Genomic DNA, 24,626 nt, shown 5'->3' on the forward strand with positions numbered 1-24,626 from the left:
CCAACCCTTGATGTTGGACCGTGACTCCTCGACCAAGAGAGCGTGGCTTGAAGGGAATCGTGAAGGCTGCAATTCCACCGTCACCCCCATGTGAAGCCGCAGGAGCCGCGCGCGATCCAACTCCGCCTCTGCCTGCATTGCATCAAGCGGAGGGCCTTGAAAACCTCCCATCGGGTCGTCTCGGTGAGAGGAACCAGCGGTGGGCCGGAACGGCCGAGAAGCGGCGTGCTGCCCACAAATGTCATGCTCCCTTTGCCTTGTGACCGGGGCCAGCAAGGAGGCTTGGCCATTTTCAACAGAGACGCTGAACAGCACGGTCCCAGCAACAGTCATGACCTGGCCTTCCCAGGCGGATGGTTCGAGAGCGGGAATAGCCGCAGCCTGGCTGCTCGGACTGGCCAGGTGGGCCTCGATCTTGCGGATAAGTTCCTGCGTGGACGGAACGAGTGGTAAGCGGCGCAGATAGGCCGCTGTCTCCTCTAAGAGGGCTAGTGAGGGATCTGTCGAGGACGTGGCTTGCATCACTGGGCAAAAACTACTGCAGACCAGCAAGGAGATCCAGATGCTGGACGGGCGCCTGGAGGTTACCGGGATAGAAGATGAATCGTGCTCAGCTCTAGGCCCTCGCTTCCAACACGGCGGGTTCATCACAGGAGCGGCCGAGAGTAGCAACGACGGGTGGTAGGACGCTGGCGTTCCGGGTACTCGAAAAGAGAGCCCTTTCCTGTTTACCGAGATGAACTAGGCATCGGTACCAGGAATCGTCTGCTGGCTTCGGCGCTGTTTCTCGACATTCTTTGACTGCTCTTTTGCTCTTCGTGCATCCATCGCGCTGCCCCAATTCTTAACGAGTTCGAGCATCACCGCTGCGTCGATTTCCACCTTCCGGCCCTTCAACTTTGAGGGAGGAAGCTTCTCAAGCTCGGCTAGCTCGCGGCGCTTTTTCGAATCCAATGACTCCACCACGCTTTGCACTGACGTGATGATGCCCCCAGCAATTTTGCGGGGAGGAAACCACTCACGAATTGCCGCAGGCCGGATCTTGGTCTTTCCTTTGGCCTGCTCTTCTTCCAGGGTCTTGCGCAGGAATTCCAGAGCACCGTCGCCGCGCTCGCGCAAGACCTCGATGGCCGTGGTAGCCGATACCTTATCTGTGTTGACCATCCGCTGAATCTCAGCCGGGGCCTCGGCCAGCACCAGCATGCCCTGCACATGCGACAGTTCCTTGTTACGTCGCTTCGCGATCTCTTCTTCGGTGGCGCCCAAGTGGACCAGCTTGAGATAGTTGCGAGCGATGCCCACAGGCGTGAGCTTGAGCCCACTTTGGCTGTCCAGCTGGCAGTTCACCCGATCGACATCGTTGCCCCGGAAAGGGATGCACACGAGAAACGGGACGGATGCGCCGCGCGAGATCGCAAGCATGGCACCCCGTGCGCGCTGATGGCCTTCGACAATGAAGAACTTCCCCGTGCCGGCGTCGATGCGGACCACCAGGTGCGGCACGAACCGCCCTTCGGCGTACGCCTCAGCGAACTCCTCGATCTTGGCGACCACACGAGGATCGTCATACTCCCGCTGATTGAAGCCTGGTTCTTCCAAGAGCAGGTGCGGCGGGATTTTGAAGACATCGTCCTTCTTCACGCCCGTCTGCTCCGAATGCGAGGCCTGGGCCTTGAAAGACCTGTGGATGGTTGGGGTTGCGGCTGTCGCCATAAAGCTCCTCATACAGCCCACGAGAGCTGTTGACTGTAAATGCAATCCTACTACAACAATTGCCTAAGTCAATATTTGGATAACAATTAATTGCCAATCTGCAACAATTAAATTGCAAAAATAGTCAATGTATTCAGCACGTTAGCGATGCGGCATTGAGCGTGTGGTTGTTTAGGGGAGTTGCACCGCCTTCTGGTAGAAGCGTAACAGCGATAGCGTATTACGGGAGATCTGCCAGGCGGCGCCCCGCTCGCACATTCGTCTACCCACTAGCGGGATTGCTTGTAATCAAGGAGCGGTCCGAAGACACCGTCCCAGCTAAGGGTCTTCCACGTCAGGAGCCAGTGACGCCCCTGAAATGCATGGGACAACAGAGGCCACCGTTTAAGGTGAACTGGCAGGGAGGCGCCCACAGAGGTCTTGAAGGTCGATGGCAAATGTCGGATGTAGACCCCTGCAGCCTTCACATGGGGATGAGGGTATCGCTGTGCCTGTTGCTGGCCAGTGCATTCCCAGTGATCGGATAGTAGCGGTATCGCCATAAGTTGTCTTTCAGTTGTGCTTCTGTATGTCCTCTGTCGCCTTTCAGCAGCACGCAATCCCTCTGATAGAGAGCCCAGGTTGCCACTCATCTCTCAGTCGCTGCTCAGTCACAAACGCCCCTTTCTGTTAAGCCTTCCGTGCAGGCGTACTTGGAGCTGGACTTTACGCGCTCTAAACCTGCCACTGCAGCTGGAAGGCATGGGTCAGTGCCTGCATCTGGGTGACTCAGCTGGTGCATCGCATGCGTCTCGGTAGCCATGCCAAAGGCCCACCCGTTGTCTGCTACAGCATTGAAGTCCTCGCTGTTGCACGCTGCAGTTCGCAGCATTGTCTGAGCGATGGGGACTCGTCCGGAATTTGACCTGTGGATAACTTTAAAGGTCCCAACGGGATGTTTTCCGAAGGATTGCATAAATACAGATACTGAAGCTGCAAGGTTCCCACATGATCGCCGGCTTTACTCGGTGTCTCGCTTGGGAACAATCCGCCCGTCATGGATCGCCTCGACGAATGCCTCACTGATGATGTGAACCAGGCGCGTGCCGTTTGGCTGCACCTCATACAGCACCCCTCCTTCCACGCAGAACGTCCGGTTGTTCTTGCGACCGATGTAATGGCGCCCTTCCATGGCTTCAAGCTTATTTGCCAAAAATTCGGAAATTTTGGTAGTTTTCTCAATTTCTTCGGATTTTCTCGCTGAGTATCCAAAATCCCTTCCTGATCCGATGAGCTTTCGCAGATAGGCGAATATCTCCCTCGCAGGAAGCTCCTCAACGTACTTTCTAGCGGTCAGCATGATGTCGGAAAGACGCTGTTGGGCATCTTTCGCCGCTCGCATCAGGGCGAGAACACCAAATGCACTGACACCTTTCTCACAGAGCCAGGCAAGTTCCTTCGGAAGAAGTGCGTTACCCACTTTGACGAAGGCGGAGCGCCCAGCCTTGGTGGACTCAGCCGGAGAGCTTGGAGACTTAGGTGGTTCGACTTGTTTAGTCCTAAGAGGGTGGCCAGTCCGATCTTGTGCACTCGCAATAGGCTTTCCCTCCTGATCGACCAAATTCAAGGCCAGCAGAAAGCTTCGAGTTGGTGTTATAGGAGATGTCGAGCCACGGTTTCCAAAGAATGCTCTACGCTCGCGCTCAATGAAACCGTTGCCTTCGAGCCATTTGACAGCTCTATGCACCGAGTCTATGGATTTCCCAGATTCTTCAGCAATGGTGGCCCGAGAGGCAAAGATCCCCGTGTATGGGCTCTTCAGGTCAATCTTTTGAACTATGCGCAGTACGATGCGCAGGAATCCATCTGGCATTGCATGGAAGGCCGATGTATGCGGCAGAGCCGTGCAAGCCCTGGTGATCAGGTACGGGAAGTTTGTAGGTGCGAGCGTTTCCATCGCAGTCTCCGAATAAGGACACGATTCCTTGACGGAGCTGGAGGAACGACTTACTATTGAATCCGTGGTCTGGATTTTTTCCGATTGGCGTCGGTAGAAGTCAGGTTCCGTCACAGCACCCGTCTAACGAGTGCAGAAACCCCGGTAGTTGGCGCTTCCGGGGTTTTTTATTGCCTGTGCTAAGTCATGGGCCTAATCTCCAAAACGTGGACTCCAGAAACGCCGAACCCCGCTCGGTGGCGGGGTTCGGTTGGGGGAAGTGCGGAAGCTGATGGTGGTAGGTGGGGCATTCTCGCCCTCGTTGTCGGTTCATACGTATGAACCATCAACGTCGGTAAGGTGCAAGTGCCCCCCGGGCCATGGTTCATACGTATGAACTGGGCTCCTGCGCAGCTGTAGGCGAACCCCGGTGGCGGGGAGCCAGATTCATACGTATGAACTGGAAGCTTCCTGGTGGTCTTCGGCACATGTTGTGTTCTTAGAGTGCGCCTTCCCCAGATAGCCGAGGAAGTCTCGTCACTCTCCGAACTTGCCGCGTTCAGGACGAAGGTCGCGCACCTCGAACCGGAATCAGATTCAGGTTCGAACTCATTTCCAAAGGCCTGCTCATAAGGCAATTGCGCGGACGAGCAATTCATACGTATGAACTGCGACGAGAGCCAGCCATGAGGCAGGAAGCCGCCGTCAACAACGGTGCTCGAACCGCTTGTGTAATCTTCAGCTGCTTGAGCTGCGGAGCGTTCGGACTGGGGTGGGCAAAGGGTTGCCTGGCCGGACGACTCGATGCGCGATCCAACCTCCGGTTCATACGTATGAACTGGACGGCGCTTGCCACCCGAGTTCATACGTATGAACTGCGACGGGAGCCAGTCATCAGGCATGTAGCCGCCGACAACAACAGTGCTCGAACCGCTTGTGTAATCTCCAGCTGTTTGGGCTTCGGACCGTTCGGAGCGGCGTCGGGAATGAGCCCTCCGCTGGCCGGAAGCCTCGGCGGGCGATCCCCTCCCAAGTTCATACGTATGAACTGGACGGTCCTTGCCATCCGAGTTCATACGTATGAACTGCACCACGTCGAACAAGGCAGACTCGCGTGGGAGCACGTCCCACCCATCATCAAGTGGATGTAAGCGAAATCCAGAAAAAAGGACTCGATCCGGGCCCGCAAAGAAGGTGCGAGCAACGGGTGAGCTGCCGACCACGGCCGGAGGCAGTGAAGGCCGGCAGGCTTCATCCAGTTCATACGTATGAACCGGGAACCAAGAGTGGTGCCAGTTCATACGTATGAACCACTCCCGGAATGGAGTGGTTGAAAGACAGCAAGCCACACCTTGAGGGTGCGGCTTGGCAGGGGTGAGGCGGCTGGACACGCGCATAACAGAGGATCTACTCAGGCGCGTCGCCTGGAGGAGTCGCGCCGGTAGGACCTCCATCTGGCAGATCCTTAGGGTCCAGATATTGCTTCAACAAGCTTTCAATAGCTTGGTTGAACTCTGCAACCCGGGATGTGTCAGGGATCTGGATGGCCATCTCCACCTGACCATTCTTTCGCTGCCGATAGTGTCCAACGGAGAAGCGGCGCTGAAACATCACCGTGTTGCTATCGTTGCGCTTACGGCCCTGTCGTCCGAGCTTTGCAAGAGCGTCATCAACCTGTTCCTTGAGCCACTTGATCGTTTGCTCATTCGTAAGGAACTTGTTCGCGAGGTTTGCCGCAACCGAAACGCCTGCTTGGGCTTGAAGACGTGACAAATGATAAGCAACGTTGGCCGAGAACCGCTGGGGGGTCGCTTTCACAAGCGAAAGCACATCAGACTCCAGCTTGGAAAATGCGGCGTAGTAAGCCATCTGCGCTTTGGATACCCCCGCTCTAGTGGCGATTTCTTCCCAATCCATACCAGAGGCGTTCCAGCCCTGGTAGTAGACCCCTAGGTCGTAGTCGGTTGCCCCGTTCCGATCCTTGTTTTGTGAGTATCCAAGCCACGAAGCCTGCTCTTCCGAGAGGTTGGTGTGAACCTTGGCAAGCAGAACACCATTGTTTAAGTTGTACGAGCGTGTCGCGAGAACCCGAGTCCAACCGTCGCCAATGATGTAGCGATTGGGCTTTGCGGGATTCGGGATGACGTGGATCGCATCTCGCTGGCCGTCCGCGCGCATGGAGTCTGCAATGACACGGATGCCATCATCCAAATAGAGCGAGCGCGGGGGATGCGAGTTTTGATCAATGAGGGTCGCGTCCAACTCCACAAAATAGAAATCTTGCGTCGGCGTCGGAAGTGGGTGCCTGTATGTTTGTACAGTGTCTGTGCTAGAGTGCTCGACTGCAGACGCTTGAGGAAGGGGCACTTCTGCGTCGCTCCGGCCCTGCTCCACATGACCAACTTCCTGCTCAGTGGTTGCTAACGTGATTTGCGCCGTCGCTGATTGAAGATGACTGTCATGCGGCTCGGTACCGACGAGCGACGGCTCGCCTGGAGAAACAGACGGGTCGGACCCTTGCACCGTGCTACCGTCCTGCCCAGCTTCATCTGCTCGTTTGGCGTTCGAGAACGAAGGAAGGAGCATCGGTACTGCGAGCTTATTTGGCCGAGAGCCAGCTGACGAAGGCGGGGGAGCCGCCGCACCCGCTTCCTGCGGGTCGGGGACAGGCGCAAATTTACGACGTTTCATGAGTTGCTTTCTTGGCCTTAGTCGCCGCGATCTGCAAGATCTTGCCGTGGATGAACTCCGCGAACACTTGGTACTCCTTGGAAGCGTTCGACGTCGGGCGTTGCAGCGCCAGAGGAAGATAGTTCTCGATGGCCTTGGGGAACTCCTCAGACAGGGAAATCGGATGCGGGGCCAGCGAGTCCGCGTACTGGTTCACGCTAGCTTGCATGCGACTGATCCGCGAAAACTGCGGCGAATAATGAGTTGGCAAAATCACCAGCTCGGGCCTGACTTTGTAGCTTTCTTCCACGGATTCGATTTCACCGATTAACCTGCGCAGACCTTTGACGGCGAAGGAGTCCATGCGAACGGGCGCAATAACGAGATCGGCTGCTGCAAGAGCAGCAGTAGAGGTAAGGCTGACGTTCGGGGGGCAATCCATGATTACCACGTCATACTGGCTCAAGTCGAAACCAGGAATCTTCCCTTCGAGCGAAAGATCAAACATCGCTTTGAAGAGCATCTCTCGGGGGCCAGTAGAGTTCGCGATGTCGAGCTCCAGGTCGCCCAAGTACGTGTCGGCCCCGATGACATGAGGACCATGCTGCCCGAAAGGCTTCTTGATCATGCCGGTGAGGTCAGGCATTGCACGACGGGTGCGCTTGTACTCGATGAAGGGCTTGACCAGCTTCGCAAATGTCTGCTCGATCAGCGCCTCCTTCGTGACGCCGAAGTGCTCAATCTCTTCCAACACGATGTCGTCTTCGTAGCCGAAACATTGGGTGAGGTTGGCTTGAACGTCCAGGTCGATCGCAAGCACCCTCAACCCGAGAAACTGGAGGTGAATAGCAGTCTCGACGGCAGTTGTAGTCTTGCCGGTCCCACCCTTGACCACATCCACGGTCACGAAGACCGGCTTACCCGCTTGCTTCGGCACCTTCACCAGGCCGCTCGCGCGGCGCCAGTCGGTCAGGCGGAAAAGCGTGTTGATGTCGAAGAGTCGAACCGCGACTGCAGTCGCCGCGCGCTGAATCTCGATGCCTGAGTTCTCCGAGTAGGAGCGGAGCGTCACATCAGAGACCCCCAGCAGCGCGCAAGCGGCGCGAGTGCGGTACTTGAGTGCGTCGATCTTGGCGTACGTGTTGCGTGGAGCGTCTTGAGTCATGTCACGGCCTATGGATGATGGGGCGAATTTTGTACGCTCCGGCAGGGTCTGGTCAAGCAAATTTATAGGTAAAAGTGGCAAATTCGCAAAAAAACCTATAAACCAGACACACGGAGCATAAGTTCAGTAGACGCGTTCTTGCCTGTAACAATCAGAGATGGGTTGGGTTCTGGTGGTCGGGGCTTGCTTGGTCGGACGGCAGAAGCAAGGATTCTATGAAACCACTTGAAATATTTTCTGGCGAAAAGAGCGCGATTTCGCATCTTTTCGAGGAAATGTTGTCCCATCATGCTGTGTTTTTGCGTTCAGGGCTCGCTGCCCTACGCTGCTGCTGAGGCGCGTAACCCCTTGCCAGCATTGAGAATGTTGGGATTACGCCTGTGGGGTGGAAAAATCTCAATTTGTTTCGTCGTAAGAATTGCAATGCATTGCCAATTAATCATTGCCGCCAGAATTTGTGCTAGCTGCTTGAACATTGCAACGCATCTGCGCTTAAAATTTAGGTAGGTAACACCCTGAAGAATTGCAATGGAAAACAACTATCTGGAACTCAAGCAAAAGGTCGAGGCAATGCAATCCGATTTGGAGCGTGCACGCCTTTTAGAAGTCCCAAAGGTCGTTGCTTCCATCAAGAAGCAAATTGAAGAGTACAAAATTGCTCCTGACGATCTGTACCCGGGTTTGCGTAGCCAACTTGCAGCAAGTCGTAGCGGGCGGAGCAAGAGGGACCGGCCTGCAAAGTACCGTAGCCCAACTGGGGAGACTTGGTCGGGTGGGCCAGGGCGTAAACCCATGTGGGTGCGTGAGATCGAGGCGAAGGGCGAGGACCTAGAGAAGTACAGGATCGAGATGCCACAGTGACGTTGAGCGGCCTCGATCAACACCAAGCGGCCCCTAGTAGGGGCCTTTTTTGTGCTTTGGCGTATCGCAAGCGTTGATGCCGTACACGCCTCAAGCTGGATTTCCGCGAACAGCTGCGAAATCGGAAGCTTTTGGGGGAACTTTGAAAAGCACTTGCCGATATTCTCACTCTATCCCGTTGATAGAGAGGAGTAAGCAAAGTGTGGCTGTACGACGGCGCGCCAGAGCACCTGGAATTGAAAGTAAGAGATGCGCAACCCGAAGAGGGGGGCTACGTCATGCTGCTGGTGCTGGAAGGTGGCGAGATCCGCTTGCTCGGCACACGCTTCCCGGCAAAGTACGTTGCCAATTGGCGCAGTAACGCAGTTCGTCATGACGGACCGACCCTCGCAAGGGTGGTTGTCCTCGGCCTGCATCCTCGCTACGAGAAGATCAAGCGTTTGCTGGCTACCAGCTTGGCCGTGGACGAAGAGAAAGGCTCGCAAGGGCAGGGAGGGGGGCCGGCGAAACCCCATTCTGTAGACAGCGTTTTTTCGAAGGCGGAGTTCCTCTTTTCAATTTCACCGGCGACCAACGCTCACCTGGCTGAGGCGTCGCAGCAGCTGGCACAGCAAGCCTGATCCCCGAAGGCAACACCGTGGCCAGCGAACTTTTCGATTTTGACAACCCGTGGCGCCCCGTCTACGAGGGCCGGCAAGCAGCCTCCTGGCTGGGTGCGACCGTTGGGTGCATGGCGACGGCTACGCTCTTACCTCTCCCAACGACCTTCGGTACCGTTACTGCGAGCGCGTGCGGTGTGGTCGGTATGTGGCGGGCTTACAAGGCGTGGGAGAGGGCCTCAGACAAGTGGCGGACGAGCTTTGCACAGAAGGAGTTCATCACCATTCCGGACCTGTGCAAAATCAGCGCTCCCTTCGCGCAGATGGAAAACGGCCGGGGCGAGTTGACGCCCCAAATGTGGATGGGACGCGGCTTTCACTGGACGGACATTGAGGCGTCCAAGATGCATTCCTTGATGGGGGCCGGTGTCGCAAAGATGCTCGGCAAGACCGCGCTCCATGGAGACGGAAGCTACTGGCTGCATGGCCTGGCCAAAGAAGAGTCGGTTGGAGTTCCACTGGAACTGCTGGAAGGGCATACGCTGATCGTCGGCACCACGGGTGTGGGGAAGACAAGACTATTCGACATCCTGATCGCTCAGTGCATCATGCGCGGTGAACCGGTCGTGATCATCGATCCCAAAGGTGACCAGGGCCTTGCAGACAACGCGCGCAAGGTCTGCGAGTTCATGGGGCATCCCGAGAAGTTCATCTACTTCAACCCGGCTCACCCGGACAAATCCGCAAGCATCGACCCCTTGCGGAACTGGAACCGCAAAACCGAACTGGCGTCACGCGTGGCTGCGCTGATCCCTTCAGAGACTGGCACCGACGCATTCGTGGCTTTCGGCTGGAAGGTGCTGCAGGACATCTGCGGTGCTCTCATTACAACGGAAGAGCGTCCCAACTTGATGAAGCTACGCCGATACATCGAAGGTGGCCCAGACGATCTGTTGCTGAAGGCTCTCCGCTTCCACTTCAGAGCAAAAGTTCAGAACTGGGAGGAGAAGCTGGCGCCACTGATCAAGAAGGCACAGAGCAACTCCAAGGATGACAGTCCAGTATTGCGCGCGTACATCAAGTTCTACAAGGATGTAGTCATCCACGAGCACCCGAACGTAGACCTGGCGGGCCTGATTTCTACATTCGAGCATAACCGGGACCATTTTTCGAAGATGGTCGCCTCGCTTATCCCCATCTTGTCCATGCTCACAACGGACCCGCTTGCGGACCTGCTGTCACCGGATTTCGAGCCGGGGCACGACAAGATCTCGACCGACATGAAGAAGGTGATCACAAACGACATGGTCTTGTACATGGGGCTCGACTCCCTCGCCGACTCCACCGTGGGTAGCGCGATTGGGTCGGTGATGCTTGCAGATATGACGGCTGTGGCAGGTGACATCTACAACTACGGAGGGAGCTCGAAAAAGCTCGTCAACGTCTTTGTCGACGAAGCCGCAGAGGTGATCAACACGCCGACAATTCAGCTCCTCAACAAGGGCCGTGGGGCCGGCTTCAAGATGTATATCGCAACCCAGACGTTCGCGGACTTCGCGGCACGCCTGGGCGACGAGAACAAAGCGCGCCAGGTGCTCGGCAACACCAACAACAAGATCATCCTCCGGGTGCTGGACGCGGAAACGCAAAAGTACGTTTCAGACGGCATACCGAAGATCAAAGCCCAATCCATGTCCGTCCGCTACGGCCATAGCCTGACGACGACCATGAGTGAGGAGTACGGCGCGGCATATCAGGAACAAGCCACAGCAGAAGAAGCCGAACTGATCCCGCCCGGAATTCTCAGCGAGCTTCCGCCACTGCACTGCTACATACGGCAGTCCGGTGGGCGAACCTACAAGGCGCGTATTCCGATCCTTGGCGAACGGAAGGAAGTTCCACGTAGGGCGCGCCGAAGCACTTCGGAAAACCTCAAGGCGAAGCGCGGCTGACCATGGCAACGAAAGCATCAAGCGAAGGGAAGCACTCGTTCGCATCAATCGTGCTTGTGATCGTCATCTTTGGTTCGCTGGCGGTGCTCGCCTTCGTGCCGGTTGAGGTATTCCAGACCCTTCGAATGCGTGAGCAACGGCAGATCGTGGACTGGCTCGGAGCGGAGACGGACCAGTGGATCATGGATCGCATCTTGGACACCCTCAGTTGGGTAAACGCCGAAGCGGGCCAGATCATGGAGCAGGCGGCTAACAGCGGCAACAAGAAGATCGACCTATGGCTACTCGATCGCATCCACGCAGCAGCGATCTGGTCCCATGTCGTGTTCTACCGGCTCGGAATGATCATTATGTGGATGGCATTCGCACTTCCTTGCCTGATGGCGGCCTTCTCTGATGGCTACTTCCAGAGACAGATTGCAAAGGCCTCGTTCACGTCGCAGAGCCCTCGCTTGCACAAGGGCGGTGTGGATCTCGCGATGCTCGTGGGGGCCTGCCTCGTGGCGTGGATCTTTGCGCCGATTTTCGTCTCGACGTTGGTGGCTCCCGTAGCAATAGGCGTCATGTCGTTTGCATGGTGGGTGTGGATGGCTAACCTTCAAAAGAGGCTTTGAGGATGACCGATGCACTTCAGATGGCGCAACGCCGCTTCCGGGCACAGCCCATCATCTGCGCGCGGACCAAGGCTGTGAAGGGCTTGGAGTTGTTGAGCAGGAGTCGACTAGATTTCAACGACCCTCAGGGCATGCTGATGGCTGACGTGGAGGCCATCAAAGCAGCATGGGCGGTGGCGAACCACTACAGAGGTTCAATGCGCGTCCACTGCAACGTTGAAATATCCTCCATGGGCAGCTTGCTCTGGACCGACACCATGGTTGAGTACATGTGTCCCGGCGTTGTGGTCGAACTAGTTGAGCGCAATGACAGCCTCACATGCTCTCGCTCGTTCTCAAGAATCTGCCAAACAGTGCAATGGGTCCGTCGAATGGGTGGTGTCATGGCCATGGACGACTGGACCGGGAAGGCTATCGAGATGGGCATGCTGCGTGAACTCACCCCGGAGTTTGTCAAGGTGAACGAGCCTCGGTATCTGAGGGAGCTAGCCGATTGCGGTTTGGGACTGGGCACGCAGATCGTAGTGGAGCGCATCGAGTCACTGCAGCAAGCTACCGACGCCGAGCGGATCGGCGCTACGGAACTGCAAGGGTACTGGTGCGACGTTCATGTTGAGCACGAGTTTCCAGCCGAGTTCACGCCGCCAGGCGTCATAGCCAGGGATATGGCGTTGACGAAGGTGGCCTAGAGCTGAATTTCAAGCTGCGCGCCTGTTGCTTACCTGGCGCCGGACTTGATCGCTAGGAAGCCAGCAAACACATTGTCCGCATAGGAGCCCGAGCCTCCTGACATGAGTCGGACAAGAGCATCGTCATCCCTTCGACCGAGCACGCCGCTGGCGAGCCTTGACCGAGTTTCCAAAGCGCTGCCGGTATGACCGAAGGCGCAGCGAAATTTCTGCAAACAGCGCTCCCAGAGCAAGCTTTTCGCCCGAAATTTTTCTGGGTCCCTCCGTAGTATCGAGTGCCATGCGGATCGTTCTCTTTGCACTTTTGATGCTTGGCTCTGTGGGCGCTGGCGCTGCTTGTTTTGATGAAGCGGCCGAGCGCTACCGCGTGCCCGTTAGCCTGCTCAAGGCGATATCGACGGTCGAATCTGGCGGAAATCCGAAGGCCCGAAATACGAACGCCAACGGCTCCTTCGATATCGGCCATATGCAGATCAACAGTTCCTGGCTTCCCACACTCGCTCGGTACGGGATCGACGAAGAGAAGCTGCGGGATCCCTGCATCAACACGAACATCGGCGCCTGGGTTCTTGCCCATAACGTTGCCCGCTTCGGAATGACTTGGAATGCCGTTGGTGCCTACAACGCCACGACCGAATCCAAGCGGCTCATCTACGCCAGAAAAGTCTCCCGCGTGCTGCTGGGCGGTAAACCTCAATCCTGAATGAACTGGCCACTGGCCCCTTGGAGTGAAAATGATTCGGAAACACCAGCTGAGCCAAATTGCGGTAGCGATCTCCCTCGTCTGCGGAGGAGTGCCTGCGCATGCAGCGCTTGTCGCGGGCGTCTGCGAAGTCAACGGAATTGCGGTGTGTGGTGGAGCGAGCGCACCTGCGATCCCTGCAGCGGGTGTTCTAACGATCCGTGGGTATGCGTTCGATATGGCAACGAACGACAGACCAAACGAGCCTGCAGGTGGTTTTGTCATCGTCCGCAACGAAGACACACTGGTCTCGTACAAGCTTCCCGTCCAGCGGATCGAGGCGCGCCCGGATCTGATTGTGGACAAGATTGATGGGGAGATTACGCCTGAGCAGTACGCCCTGGTGAACTCAGGGTTCATCGCTCAGGTGTTCTCCGCATCCCTGCCGCCAGGACACTACACCATCCAGGATGTTCGCCTGTCGATGCGCGTGGCCGGGATGACCGTGATTCCCATTGCGGATGCTGACCAGAGGGGCAGTTTCAAACTCCCCGATGCCAACAGCCCGTTCACGCTGGTGAAGGCCGACGGTACGAACGTTCCGCTGAAGATGACGAGAACCGCGCCGAACACTGTGAATGCAACGGGCTACCCCGCGCTGCGCGATGACAATTTCGAAATCCGCGCCTCCTTGCCGGGCGTCGGTGGCGAAGTGGTGAAGTCGGTCCCCTTTGCCTACAAGCGGCCGATTTTGAGCGTCCCCGTATCGCTACCGATCGTCGAAGGCTTCCCTGGCACGACGGCCAAAATATCGCCTACCAACCCACTGAACAACCGTTCGCTGGACGTTGCTGAGATCCCTGTGGTCATCGAGTCTGCGACTGTAGAGTCGATGGAGATCAATGGCACGAAAGTGGAGCAGGGTACTGCCATGAAGCTGCCTCGCCAGGCTAACCTGGCGGGCTTGTACCCCACTGTCGTGAAGGATGCAGGAACGGTGGAGTCGATGCAGCCCGTCAAGCTATGGGTTGATTTACCAGATGGTCCCAACATCATCATGGCAACTGAGCGATGGGACCCTTCTTCCAAGATCATGGTGAAGTCGTCGAAAGATAGTGCAGCCATAAAGGTTGAGGACATCGACATCAGCGCCAAGCTGGAAGGAGGTACCAAGGAAACCTGCTCCACCTTGAGCATGGTGCGTACTGGCTACATGCTGTCGCAAACTGCAGGCGTGAACTGCGCGATCCAGTTCGGGGATCTGCCTGAGGGCTTGAAGTACAACCCCTACGCATCGAACGCGCTTCGCGGATCCCTCCCCGTGGTTGGTGCCAACGTCATCGACTACACACCTGGCGTGGTGTATACCGATCCGAGCACGCGCCAGACGGCGTTCTACCCATCGCGCAAAGGCCGAAGCGCAGTGGCGGTCGAAGGTCTTGTTCCGGCCCCTATCGCGCTGGCGTTCAAGAACGACAAGCTGCTGGACACCTTTTATGCAAAGAACGCGGATCAGTACCCTGGCAAGAACTTTGCCACAGTGGACCGGACGCAGGCGCGTGCGCTGGGCGTGATGAACGTCAAAGGTGGCTATCGCGAGATCATGACTCGCATCGTCTACCCCGGTGATGTGGTGAAAGAAGTGTTTTCTTCCGTGGCCGAATCGAATGTCGCACTGATCATGCAAGCGACCGACCCGTGGGAGTCGTACCCGGTGAAGGTCGAGTCTTGGTACCAGCGTGCGCCAGAATTCAAGACCGAACAATCCTTGGACTTCATCGGGGTGCCTGCGACGCCTCTCGTAGATCTTGAAAAAGCATTCGCCTCACACGATCAAGCAGACACAGTGATCCATGGCCAGGTGGGAATACCGAAGGGCACACAAATCGTTTTTGACCCCGCCTCGATGGGGAAGTGGCAGGTAGTAATCCGCGAGGACAAGACAAACAACCAACTGTCCGCACCTGTCGCCGTTACAGAGGATGGCACCTTCACCGTCAACATGGGCCGTCTCACAGCTGGCACGCGGTACGTCGTGGCCGAAGCAAAGATGATCAGCACGGACGGCTTGGTCACCAACAGCTCGGTGCTTTCCAAATCGCGCGCCCTCATCACGGCTGCTGGCGAGCGCATTGAAGCCTCCCTGTCCTCCCGCGCTACCAGCGGCAAGGCACCGTTTGTGCAGACCATCAACGCTAACGTCAAGAACTCCAAGATGTTGGCCAACGTGAAGGCAGTCTCCTGGGAATTCCTCCAGGCCGATGGAACGTGGGCACGTGTAATGCGCTCGGAAACTGTGGAGCAGACGGGCATCAACTTTACTGCCCAGGTGGCGGAAGCAGGAAGTGTCACGTACCGCGCAGTGCTGACGAACAAATACTCCGGTGCGGAGTTCTCCACTGATCCCCTGACTCTGACGGCTTTCGACGTGCCCTCGTTCCGAGTGACTGCGCCCGGGGTGGTCCAGGTGGGCCGACCTGTTACGTTGGAGGTCCAGGCCGACGATGGGTTTGACGCTGCATACACATGGCGCATCATTACGACTGGCGGCTATGAGGGCGTTAGCGGTGAGAACTCCGCTTCGTTTACTTTCACCCCGACAGAGATCAAGAACTATGCGATCGAGGTCAAGGGTCGCTCTGCGAGCGCTCCCGATAACCCAGCTGCCGATGTCACGAAAACGCTCGGGGTGAAGGCGGTGAACCCGCTGGCCGCACGCGCATCGATCAGCGGCCCGACATACCTGGAGGCCGGTAAGAGCTACGCTTTCAAGGCGCAGATCAACGACGTGGTGCCCACTACTGCACAGAAGGCGTACAAGGTGCTCGGCTATTGGAGCCTGCCGGATGGCACGCGTGTGGATGGCACCGAGTTGCAGTTCGTCCCGCGCCCGGAAGACAAGGTGCTCAGCTACTACACCTACGTTGAGGGCTACCCCGAAGAGACGACTGTCGCGACCCTGCCGTTCAAGACCTGGGCATACAACTGGCCGCAAGACTGGAAAATTCGCGTGTCCGCACTGCAAACCGATGTTCCGGCGGTTATCAAGTATCAAGTGGAGACGCCTGGGTTCGACCTCAAGACGCTCAACGGCGAGCCATTGACATACACGTGGTCACTGCCAAGCGGTATCACCCGGTCTAGCGGTAACGACGTGGCAGGGAACTTCACTGTTGCGGCGCAAGGCACCTACCAGCTGGCGCTGCAGGTCTCGGACACGCGCGGGAATGTTGTCAATGTCTATTCCGACGAGTTCACAATCCTGCCTCCTGCGACTGTCCAGACCCAGGCTTCCATGGTGTCGAAATACGGTGAGTCGTACTACGCACCCGGCACGTACTACATCAGTTTGAAAATCTCGCAGCTGCCAAGAGGAGATTCGTTCCTTCGCAATGACGTGCTGATCAACGGCGCCAAGGTCGGGGAATTTACGGGGAGCGGTAACTACGTTTCCTTCACTGACCCTGGTAACTATGAGGTGCTGTTGCGGACCATCACCAAGGCGGGCAATTATGGCGAGCAAGCGCTGCAGGTCAACGTGCAAGAAGCACCACGGCCGCAATGCGAGCTGAAACAAACTACCAGTATTAGTGGGTTGCTGCTGACCCCGGTTTGCACGGTCTCTGCGGGTTACATCAAGTCCCTCACTTGGACCTATGACCTGGACGGCGTCGCCCAAAAAGCAACGTCAAAAACGTTCTTGGTGACAAAAGCTTGGCTCGCGGCCAACCGGGTCTCCAACCTGCGCCTGACGATCGAATCGGACCTGGGAGCTAAATCCGAAGAGCCTGTGCTGATCCAGTGACGGGCGGCCCCCGTGATTTCTGCGGGGGATTGAAAATTTTGGCGAATTGCTTCGAAAACGGAAGCTTTTCGCCCTAATTTTTTCTATGTGACCCGATAGTATCCATGTACCGTTTGTTCGTATGTGCATGGAGAAATAATAGTGAAATCGGTAACGCCGCTGGCCGTAGTTGCATGTTGCCTTTGCACTGCATGCGTGCCGCGTTTCATTGATGTTCCTCCTGAACCGACAAAGACAGCTTGGGTTGAGCGCGAGGCCGAAGTCCAGCACTCGGTAATAGGAAACTCTGCAAGCCGCGAGATTGTCAGAATTGAATCTGCAACTAGCCAATTTCTGAGCTCTGACGAGCGCGTGGTTTGGGTCGCTGGGGTAGATCCTCAGAAGAGTCGATTTCAACGCATCCACCAACGCGGGAGCGACTTGACGTCGCTACTTCAGCCTGACGCGGGGCAGCGTGGGGATGCCCTTGTTGAGATCTTCAAGTTTCCTATTGTGGGTGGCGAATTGAGCGTTGAAGCTCAACTGGCAATTGAACGGTTTCAGTCCAACTCCAAGGCACGCTACTACGTTGAATTCCTGAATAAGTCGCCGATGTCTGAAGAGTCAGTTGATTCAATGTTGAGCATCTGGAAGGCGCTTTCCAGTCGACTCAAATCCAGGGGACTGGGTATGTCTAATGTCATGCTCGGTGGCAACAAATATGATCAAGGAATTGACGCCATTGTGATGGTGCGGGTGGGTAAATAATGACTCCGGTTCCTATTCCAAACTACGTTGACGATCAACCCCAGTTCTTTTTCTGGGAAGTCGATGAATTTTTTCCTTCACTGGTGATATTTATTGTCCTGTACATGTGGGATCAGTTGCTGATGGGTATGGGAGCGTCACTTGTCTTTGTGAAGCTCTTCGGTCGCTTCAAAAACAATCACATGCCGGGAGTCCTATTTCACATGGTCTGGTGGGTTGGCCTGATGACTATGAACAAGAAATTTGAAAATGGCGCTGTACGCGAGGCTGTGAAATGAAATTCAAAGATGCTTTGCGAAATATGGGCCAGCTCCAGGCCATGACAAAGGGGATAATTATCTCCAATTCGATTCTCGCCCTTGGGCTGGTATATGCGGTGGTCCACTTTAACAACCAGCGCGACCGCATTGTTCTGGTCCCTCCGAATATGGATGCCAAGGCGGTGATCGCATGGAATTACGCGGACCGGGAGTATCTCAAGAGCTTCGGCCTGTTCATCGCGAACTTGGTTGGCAATATTCAGCCAAAGTCGTCTACCGTGGTGCTGGACGCTGTGTCGGCATTCATGGATCCGTCCATCTACACGGACTTCCGCCGACAACTCCTTGCTGTGATTGAAGACCCCGTTTTCAGGGCGTCTGGGTCCGTGATCAGCTTCCTGCCTGCCTCTATCCAGTACGAAGCCGAGACCAGTCGCGTCTTTGTTACCGGCACCCTCGTTACCTCCACAAGCGGCGCGCAGAAGTATCAAAAGCAAGTCGTTTACGAGGTGGGTACTTCGATTCGAAACGGTCGCCCATCTGTGACTCACTTCCTTTCGTACGAGGGATCGATTCCCCGGACCGTCACTTGGCATGTCACCCATGCGCAGAAAGAAGGCAAACCAATTCCTGAATACGCGCTTCCCCTTAAGGATCGCAAATCCAGAGGGAAAGTCGATGTCGTTGAGCCTGCAGCGGATCTGTCCGTGATGCGTGAAACGGCACCGCCGAACCCAGCTGCCGCGCCCGATGCCAACGCCACTGGCGAGAACCACGCCGAGCCCTCCACCGCGCCCGCAGGCGCCGCAGAAACCGTTGATATGAAGGAGCCCACGTGATGTTCCCCCGCGCGTCATCCTTTGCACTGGCAGCTTCCCTTGCCTGTGGCGTTGCTTATGCACAGGATTCGAAATCGGAAGCCGAGAAGGCGAAGGCAGAGCTGCAGAAGACCGAGGCGGCTATCAAGGCCGAGCTCGCGAAGCCCATCAGCACGCCGCTGAGTTCGGAAGCAGCACCTGACAAGGCAGCGGCAACCGGCAGCCGCTTCGTTACGCGACCGGGGACTGGCGGCGCAAAATCGGTTCGCTCCGCCCCGTCTGTGACGTTGCCCGACGGACCGCTGGGCAAAGCTCCTGCCGACATCTCTCGGGTCATCGGCGATGCGCAGCGCGCGGCTGGCATGCCGCTGGACGCTTACCAAAAGGAAATCAACCTCCCCGGCCTGAAGAAGGACGACCCGGCCACGCGCCCGACCGTTTTGCACACGCGGAACGGGGTGAACGAAATCGTACGTCTCTCCAGCCGCCTTCCGAACCGGATAGCGACACCGTTCAAAGACCCAAGGGTGGTGGGCGATGTGCCCGAGGACGACAGCCAGCAAATCGTCGGGAGCGACGTGTATCTGCGTCCGCAAGGCGAGCAGCCCATGGGCGTGTTCATCGTAGATGGCGCAAACACCAGCCAGGTCATTTCGCTGACGATCATTCCTACCCCTGAGATTCCTGGGCAAAACCTGATCGTCAAGCTGGAGGACCTGCGCACGGTGAAGCCGTTGGCCGGAGGGGGCTCGGCCGAGGAGCAGGAGATCAATCAACCCCGCTCCACAGACTACGTGGGCAATGTGCGTCAGATCATGGCACAGGCCGTGCGGGGAAAAATCCGTGGGTTTGCTGCAGTGCCGATCGAAGGTGGTACGGCCAAGATGGGTGCGATCGAAGTCACCCCCGAGTACGCCTTCACAGGCTCAACGGTGGACGTTTACCGCTACTCAATCAAGAACGCAAGCGAAGAAGTTGTAGATCTTGCAGAGACTGCTTTCTATCGAAAAGGCGTGAAGGCTGTCAGCTTCTTTCCCAGTATTTCGCTTCAGCCAGGTGAAGCGGGCTACGTCTTCCTACTTGCAGATAAGCCAAAGTCCGCCCAGGCACAAAGCGAGGTGTTCGAATGAGCCTCGCCGCGCAATTCAACAATCTCCAGCCTAAGACCCGTCGCGTCGTGATGGTGGCGGGGGCGATCAGCATCATCTTGTTCGTTTCCTGGTTCCTCGGAAGCGCAGCCGATCGCAAATCGTCGAGCACGCCTCGCGCGGCGAAGCCAGAGGTTACCGTCGTGGCTCCGGCACGGACAACGGGTGTCGAGCAGTTCGGCGCAAAGATGGCCGTGATGGAGAAGCAGCAGGGCGACCTGGCCCAGCGTATTGCAAAGCTGACCGAGGCAATGGAGCGGCGCACCTCCGAAAAGCCCGAGGGTGCTCCACAAGGCGAGCCCGCCCGCAAGGCAGAGGACGACCTTCCCGAACTAGGTCCCCAGACTTCTGTTTTCGACGCCCCGGCGTCGAAAGCGCCGGCCTTACCTCCGGCACCGCCGATTTCTCAGCCCAGCGTGCCGGGAGTTACGGGCAACGGTGTTACCCCCCATGCGCCGCAGGTACCAGACCGTGCGCAGCAACCTGTCGCATCGAAGCCGCGCGGTATTCGCATCCTTGGGCCCGAAGGCGTTCTCAAGAAAGATGACGCCGCCGAGAAGCTGAATAAGCCCGAGGACACCCGTAAGAAGGCGCCGGCGAACGACACAGCATTCATCCCCGCAGGCGCGATGTTCACCGGCGTGCTCTTGACTGGTATGGACGCGCCAACCTCAGCGGTCGCTCAGAAAAATCCAATTCCAGCCGTACTGCGTATCAAGCGCGAAGCAGTTCTGCCCAACTATGCGTCGATCGATGTGCGGGAGTGCTTTGCGGTCATTGGTGGCTGGGGCCAGCTCGCTACGCATCGCGCAATGATGCGCTCTGAGGCACTTTCCTGCGTGCGCCACGACGGCAATGTCATCGAGACAAAGTTGGAGGCTTACATAGTTGGAACTGACGGCAAGGCTGGTATCCCCGGCACTTTGGTCTCCAAGCAGGGGCAGATGATCGCGCAAACGCTGCTTGCAGGCACCCTGGGTGGAATTGGGCAAGCCCTCAACCGGTCGCGCGTCCCCTCTTTGAACATCGATCCAATGCAGGACCGTTCGCTCTACCAGAGTGAATCCGTTTCCTCCATCGCTCAGTCCGGTGTCGCTGGTGGCATAGGGTCCGCCACAAACATGATCGCCAAGTTCTATCTCGACATGGCGAAGGAGACCTTCCCGGTTGTGGAAGTGCCAGCAGGCGAAGCGGTGACGATCGTCGTGACGCGAGGCTCTATGTTGCCGCTCAAAGGGTCTACCAATTTGCAGCGATACGTTGACCCTAGCGAGAAGCCACGCAACGGTACCACTCTGGCAAACCGTGGAGGAAGCCCAAGTCAGTATTCCGGAGCTGCCGGCTCAGTCAGCGGTCAGCCCACGAGTCCTGTCGAGCGCATGGGACACGTGATGGACGCTGCGCGCGACGCGACTTCATCCGCCATGGGTAACGCCGACGGCGCTACGCCCAATTTCTCCAACGGTCTCTCCTGGTAACGCATGAGCATGTTTAACCACGTCATCAAGGCGCTCGCCACTGCTTCCTGCCTCGCAATGGTGGGATGTGCGAGCACATTCAACACGGGTGAAACATCCGACTTCGCTTGCGACCGCAACCGCAACTGCCCGACGCCTCTTGAGGTGTATGAGGACACGCACGCCTCAGCACCTTCCGTGCAGCGAGGGCGTACGCCATCGACCTGGAAGGGCGGAAAAGAAAAGGGCGGAAAGATTGGCGGACAAGAACTGCGCTCCGATCTGCTGGCGCTGTCCAGCGAGTCCGCGCTCGTTGTTGCCGGCGAGCCTGCCGCGCGCCCTCTGCGTGAAGCACCGCAGGTCATGCGCATTTGGATATCCCCTTGGGTCGATGCCCAAGACAACTTGAATTGGTCGGGCTACGTCTTTACCGAGATCACGCCGAAGCGCTGGAGCTTTGGCGAACAAGAAGTTCGCCACCAGGGGATGGCGCCTAGTTTTGTCCCCCGCTGAGTCACTCTTTTCATCCACCAAGCCAAGGAGCTTTTTCATGACGTTCTTCACCCACTTTCAACCTCGCCTTCTCCAGTCGGCGCAGGCAAAACAGGCCCAGGACTACGTGGCCCCCGTGCTGCTGGCGCTGGCAATGGTCGTTGCGCTGGCGCCAATGCAAGCGTCCGCAGGTGCAGGCGGTACCGAGTTCACCCAGGTCTATGACCAACTGACCGGGTGGTCCAACGGCACGCTCGGCAAGGTGCTGGGTATCGCCGCGCTGCTCGTTGGCCTGGGCGTTGGCGTGATCAAGCAAAGCGTGATTGCCGCCGTCGTCGGCATCGCCATGGCGCTGACGGCAGGTTTTGGCCCTGGCGTGATCGACGGTGTGATCAGCACGGGCATGGCCATCACCACCCCGATCTAAGCCGTCAAAAAAAGCAAAAGGGGGGTTGAATGTCGGCAGTTCATCAAGCTCTGAGTCAAGCGAGTAAGCGTTTCACGCCTGACGAGTACATTCCTACGCTAGCGTACATGGAAGAGAACGGGATCTTCCTATGCGACGATGGCCACCTGGGGGTGTGCTACTGGGGCAGTCCGATCCGGGGCGCCGACGACTCGACAGTGGACATGCTCAAGGGGGCATTGTCCCTGTCGCTCCCCGCTGGCAGCTTTGTCCAGGTGTCGCTGCTCGGAATGCCCGACATTGACTTGCCGCTGGCCCTGTACCGGGCGCGTCGTGAAAATGGCATGGGCCGGATCCAGAGTCCGCTTGCTCGTGAAGCCTTGACTGCGTATTCCGAGCGCAGAGCCCACTACCTCAGCGCCTCGCGCATGGAATCAAATTTGCCCCAGATCGGGGTGAAATTGCTGGACCGGCTTGTGGTCGTTTCTATCAAGATCCCGTTCAAGGGTGACAAGCCCGAAGAAGAGGATGTTGACCTCATCGCCGAGTCTGGCGCGAAGCTGTCTGAGTCACTCCAGACCGTCGGCTTGATGACGAAGAGAATGACTGAGGACGAGTATCTGCGCGTTGCATATCGCCTCACGCACCCTTACGATCCGCCAAAAACTGATTCGGCGCGGTCCGACGAATTTCTCAAGTCCCAGGTATTCGATGTGGGCGAGAGCTTCGATGTGGAAAAGGACGCATTGGTGCTCTCCGACAACACCTTTGCGCACATGCTTGGTGTGAGCCGCTGGCCCGAGAGGAACCCACTGAGCACCATGGCTTTCATCATCGGTGACCCGCTTGGTGCGAACAACCAGCTCAAGCTGCCGTACCACATCAATTTGACCCTGCACTACCCAGACCAGTACAGCAAGAGCACTAGCCTCAAACAAAAGGCTGGCTGGATCAACTACCAGGCGTTCGGCCCGCTGCTTCGCTTCGTCCCCAAGCTCGCTTTCAAGAAGAAGGGCATGGATGTGATGATCAATGCCATCGAGCGCGGAGCGACCACCGTCGAGGCATGCCTTAGTGTGACGGTCTTCAGCAAGAAGCGCGAGGAGGGCTCACGCCAGCTCGCAGCGCTGCGCAGCTACTTGCAATCGTTCGACTTCTCGACTGGCGAGGAGAAGCGCGTGCTGTCGCCCAGCTTCTGGAATGCATTTCCGCTGTTCCCCACGGCGGAGACGATCAAGAACACATTTCGCTTCAAGTCCCTGGCCGTCGAACAGGCGGTGACTTTCCTGCCGATCCTCGGCGAGTGGAAGGGGACGTCCCGGCCTCAGCCTGGCAAGGGGTATGGGTTCCTATTGCAGAGTCGCCGGGGCCAGTTGATGAGCTTCGACCTCTATGACTCGCCGACCAACATGAACGGCGTGGTGTTCGCGGAGTCCGGCGCGGGCAAGAGCTTCTTTACGCAGATGCTGGTCACCGAGTATTTGTCGATGGGCGCCAAAGTGTGGGTAATCGACGTGGGCCGTAGCTACCTCAAGCTGTGCAAGTGGCTCGACGGGTCGTTCATCGAATTCGGGACGGACTCTGACCTTTGCATGAATCCTTTCAGCAAGATCCAAGACTTGGATGACGAAGTGGGGCTCCTGCAGGCAATGATCGAGAAGATGGCCGCGCCGATCGACGGGCTGGACGATTTGCACCGCTCGCGGATCGAGGAGGCGATCAAGGCAGTGTGGGGAGCAAACGGCCGGGCCTCCACGATCACCGACGTGGCCATGTACATGATTAACCAGCCCGATCAGTATGTGCAGAACATAGGGCATATGCTCTTCAGCTTCACGAGGAATGGCAGTGAAGGCCATTGGTTTGACGGCACCGCCAACCTGGAGATGGACAAAGACCTTGTGGTCCTGGAGCTGGAAGAACTGAAGAGCAAGAAGACGTTGCAACAGGTCGTGCTCATGCAGATCATTTCGGCCATCCAGCACGAAATGTACCTGTCGCAAGACGGCCGCCCAAAGGTCCTCATCATCGATGAAGCCTGGGACTTGTTGGATGACCCGATGATTGCGCGCTTCATGGAGCACGCCTACCGTCGCTTCCGGAAGTACAAAGGATCTGCAGTCATCGTTACTCAGAGCATTGCGGATCTGTATGGCTCTCCCTCAGGGGAGGCCATAGCAGCAAACTCCGCGTTCAAGTTCATCCTGAGGCAGAACAACGAAACGATCGACCAGTCGCAGAAGGAAGGCTATCTGGCTATCGGCGAATTCGGCTACAGCCAGTTGCGTACGGTTCATTCGTTGGAAGGGAAGTATTCCGAAATCATGGTCTACACGAACCAGGGCATGGACATCGCCCGCCTCGTTGTAGACCGGTTCACACAGGTGCTTTTCTCTACTTCCGGAAACGAGCGCACTGAGGTGATCAAAGCAATTGAGGCAGGAACACACCCTGTCCAGGCCATCGACGACCACATCGCGCGCTACGGCTGATCCTGCTCCAGCCAAAACTCACTGCCGTTCGCAGCAACCCAGGACCCTATTCATGACTGATAACCAAAGCGCGCCTGCGGAAGCAGGCCAGGCCGCAGCATTGCCCCATGAAATCATCGCCCCGGCGACCCCGGCGACCCC

General features: G+C 57.2%; 19 protein-coding genes. 15 read left to right on the plus strand and 4 right to left on the minus strand.

The genetic code is table 11. The annotated features are described in order from the left end of the window. Nucleotides 1-741: 741 nt before the first annotated feature. The 4 genes from KDK82_RS29960 to KDK82_RS29975 form a co-directional block, all read right to left on the minus strand. Complete coding sequence (locus KDK82_RS29960; protein ID WP_143343551.1) at nucleotides 742-1,641, minus strand: hypothetical protein; 900 nt, start codon at nucleotides 1,639-1,641, stop codon at nucleotides 742-744. A 1,072-nt stretch (nucleotides 1,642-2,713) separates the two neighbouring features. Then, nucleotides 2,714-3,649 (minus strand): hypothetical protein, encoded by a 936-nt coding sequence (locus KDK82_RS32420; protein WP_143343552.1) that lies wholly within the window; start codon nucleotides 3,647-3,649, stop codon nucleotides 2,714-2,716. Between the two features lie 1,386 nt (nucleotides 3,650-5,035). Further along, nucleotides 5,036-6,319: a hypothetical protein gene (locus tag KDK82_RS29970; RefSeq protein WP_143343553.1), complete on the minus strand. Its 1,284-nt coding sequence runs from the start codon at nucleotides 6,317-6,319 to the stop codon at nucleotides 5,036-5,038. Then, on the minus strand, nucleotides 6,306-7,463 hold the full coding sequence (locus KDK82_RS29975; RefSeq protein WP_088167043.1) for an AAA family ATPase: 1,158 nt from the start codon (nucleotides 7,461-7,463) through the stop codon (nucleotides 6,306-6,308). Before KDK82_RS29975 ends, KDK82_RS29970 begins: the two co-directional genes overlap by 14 nt. Nucleotides 7,464-7,991: 528 nt before the next feature. On the opposite strand from KDK82_RS29975, the gene KDK82_RS29980 reads away from it, so the two are divergent. From KDK82_RS29980 to traC, 15 genes are all read left to right on the plus strand, one after another. Continuing rightward, complete coding sequence (locus KDK82_RS29980; protein WP_047219468.1) at nucleotides 7,992-8,324, plus strand: H-NS family nucleoid-associated regulatory protein; 333 nt, start codon at nucleotides 7,992-7,994, stop codon at nucleotides 8,322-8,324. A 200-nt stretch (nucleotides 8,325-8,524) separates the two neighbouring features. Next, nucleotides 8,525-8,944 (plus strand): hypothetical protein, encoded by a 420-nt coding sequence (locus tag KDK82_RS29985; protein ID WP_074921742.1) that lies wholly within the window; start codon nucleotides 8,525-8,527, stop codon nucleotides 8,942-8,944. A gap of 17 nt (nucleotides 8,945-8,961) precedes the next feature. Continuing rightward, the gene (traD, locus tag KDK82_RS29990) at nucleotides 8,962-10,875 is read left to right on the plus strand and encodes a conjugative transfer system coupling protein TraD (RefSeq protein ID WP_088167044.1); all 1,914 of its coding nucleotides are present in this window, start codon (nucleotides 8,962-8,964) and stop codon (nucleotides 10,873-10,875) included. 2 nt (nucleotides 10,876-10,877) lie between these two features. Then, entirely contained in the window at nucleotides 10,878-11,489 is a 612-nt protein-coding gene (locus KDK82_RS29995; RefSeq protein ID WP_088167045.1) for a DUF4400 domain-containing protein, read from the plus strand. 2 nt (nucleotides 11,490-11,491) lie between these two features. After that, on the plus strand, nucleotides 11,492-12,178 hold the full coding sequence (locus KDK82_RS30000; RefSeq protein ID WP_088167046.1) for an EAL domain-containing protein: 687 nt from the start codon (nucleotides 11,492-11,494) through the stop codon (nucleotides 12,176-12,178). 280 nt (nucleotides 12,179-12,458) lie between these two features. Beyond that, nucleotides 12,459-12,881: a lytic transglycosylase domain-containing protein gene (locus KDK82_RS30005; RefSeq protein WP_088167047.1), complete on the plus strand. Its 423-nt coding sequence runs from the start codon at nucleotides 12,459-12,461 to the stop codon at nucleotides 12,879-12,881. A 31-nt stretch (nucleotides 12,882-12,912) separates the two neighbouring features. Beyond that, nucleotides 12,913-16,665, plus strand: a complete 3,753-nt coding sequence (locus tag KDK82_RS33315) for a hypothetical protein (protein WP_256974581.1) — start codon at nucleotides 12,913-12,915, stop codon at nucleotides 16,663-16,665. 195 nt (nucleotides 16,666-16,860) lie between these two features. After that, the gene (locus KDK82_RS32425; protein ID WP_143343554.1) at nucleotides 16,861-17,412 is read left to right on the plus strand and encodes a hypothetical protein; all 552 of its coding nucleotides are present in this window, start codon (nucleotides 16,861-16,863) and stop codon (nucleotides 17,410-17,412) included. Continuing rightward, complete coding sequence (gene traL, locus KDK82_RS30020; RefSeq protein WP_046988358.1) at nucleotides 17,412-17,690, plus strand: type IV conjugative transfer system protein TraL; 279 nt, start codon at nucleotides 17,412-17,414, stop codon at nucleotides 17,688-17,690. The genes KDK82_RS32425 and traL overlap by 1 nt, the downstream gene beginning before the upstream one ends. Continuing rightward, complete coding sequence (locus tag KDK82_RS30025; RefSeq protein WP_082138156.1) at nucleotides 17,687-18,511, plus strand: TraE/TraK family type IV conjugative transfer system protein; 825 nt, start codon at nucleotides 17,687-17,689, stop codon at nucleotides 18,509-18,511. The genes traL and KDK82_RS30025 overlap by 4 nt, the downstream gene beginning before the upstream one ends. Beyond that, complete coding sequence (locus KDK82_RS30030; protein WP_047219460.1) at nucleotides 18,511-19,620, plus strand: type-F conjugative transfer system secretin TraK; 1,110 nt, start codon at nucleotides 18,511-18,513, stop codon at nucleotides 19,618-19,620. Before KDK82_RS30025 ends, KDK82_RS30030 begins: the two co-directional genes overlap by 1 nt. Further along, nucleotides 19,617-21,116, plus strand: a complete 1,500-nt coding sequence (locus KDK82_RS30035) for a TraB/VirB10 family protein (protein ID WP_256974582.1) — start codon at nucleotides 19,617-19,619, stop codon at nucleotides 21,114-21,116. Before KDK82_RS30030 ends, KDK82_RS30035 begins: the two co-directional genes overlap by 4 nt. Nucleotides 21,117-21,119: 3 nt before the next feature. Next, complete coding sequence (locus KDK82_RS30040; RefSeq protein WP_082138155.1) at nucleotides 21,120-21,608, plus strand: TraV family lipoprotein; 489 nt, start codon at nucleotides 21,120-21,122, stop codon at nucleotides 21,606-21,608. A gap of 37 nt (nucleotides 21,609-21,645) precedes the next feature. Continuing rightward, nucleotides 21,646-22,014, plus strand: a complete 369-nt coding sequence (gene traA / locus KDK82_RS30045) for a TraA family conjugative transfer protein (protein WP_179218007.1) — start codon at nucleotides 21,646-21,648, stop codon at nucleotides 22,012-22,014. Nucleotides 22,015-22,043: 29 nt separating this feature from the next. Further along, nucleotides 22,044-24,485, plus strand: a complete 2,442-nt coding sequence (gene traC, locus KDK82_RS30050) for a type IV secretion system protein TraC (RefSeq protein ID WP_179218008.1) — start codon at nucleotides 22,044-22,046, stop codon at nucleotides 24,483-24,485. Nucleotides 24,486-24,626 lie beyond the last annotated feature (141 nt).

Origin of the sequence: Delftia sp. K82, from assembly GCF_002193035.1 — a bacterium.
GTDB lineage: Bacteria > Pseudomonadota > Gammaproteobacteria > Burkholderiales > Burkholderiaceae_C > Comamonas > Comamonas acidovorans.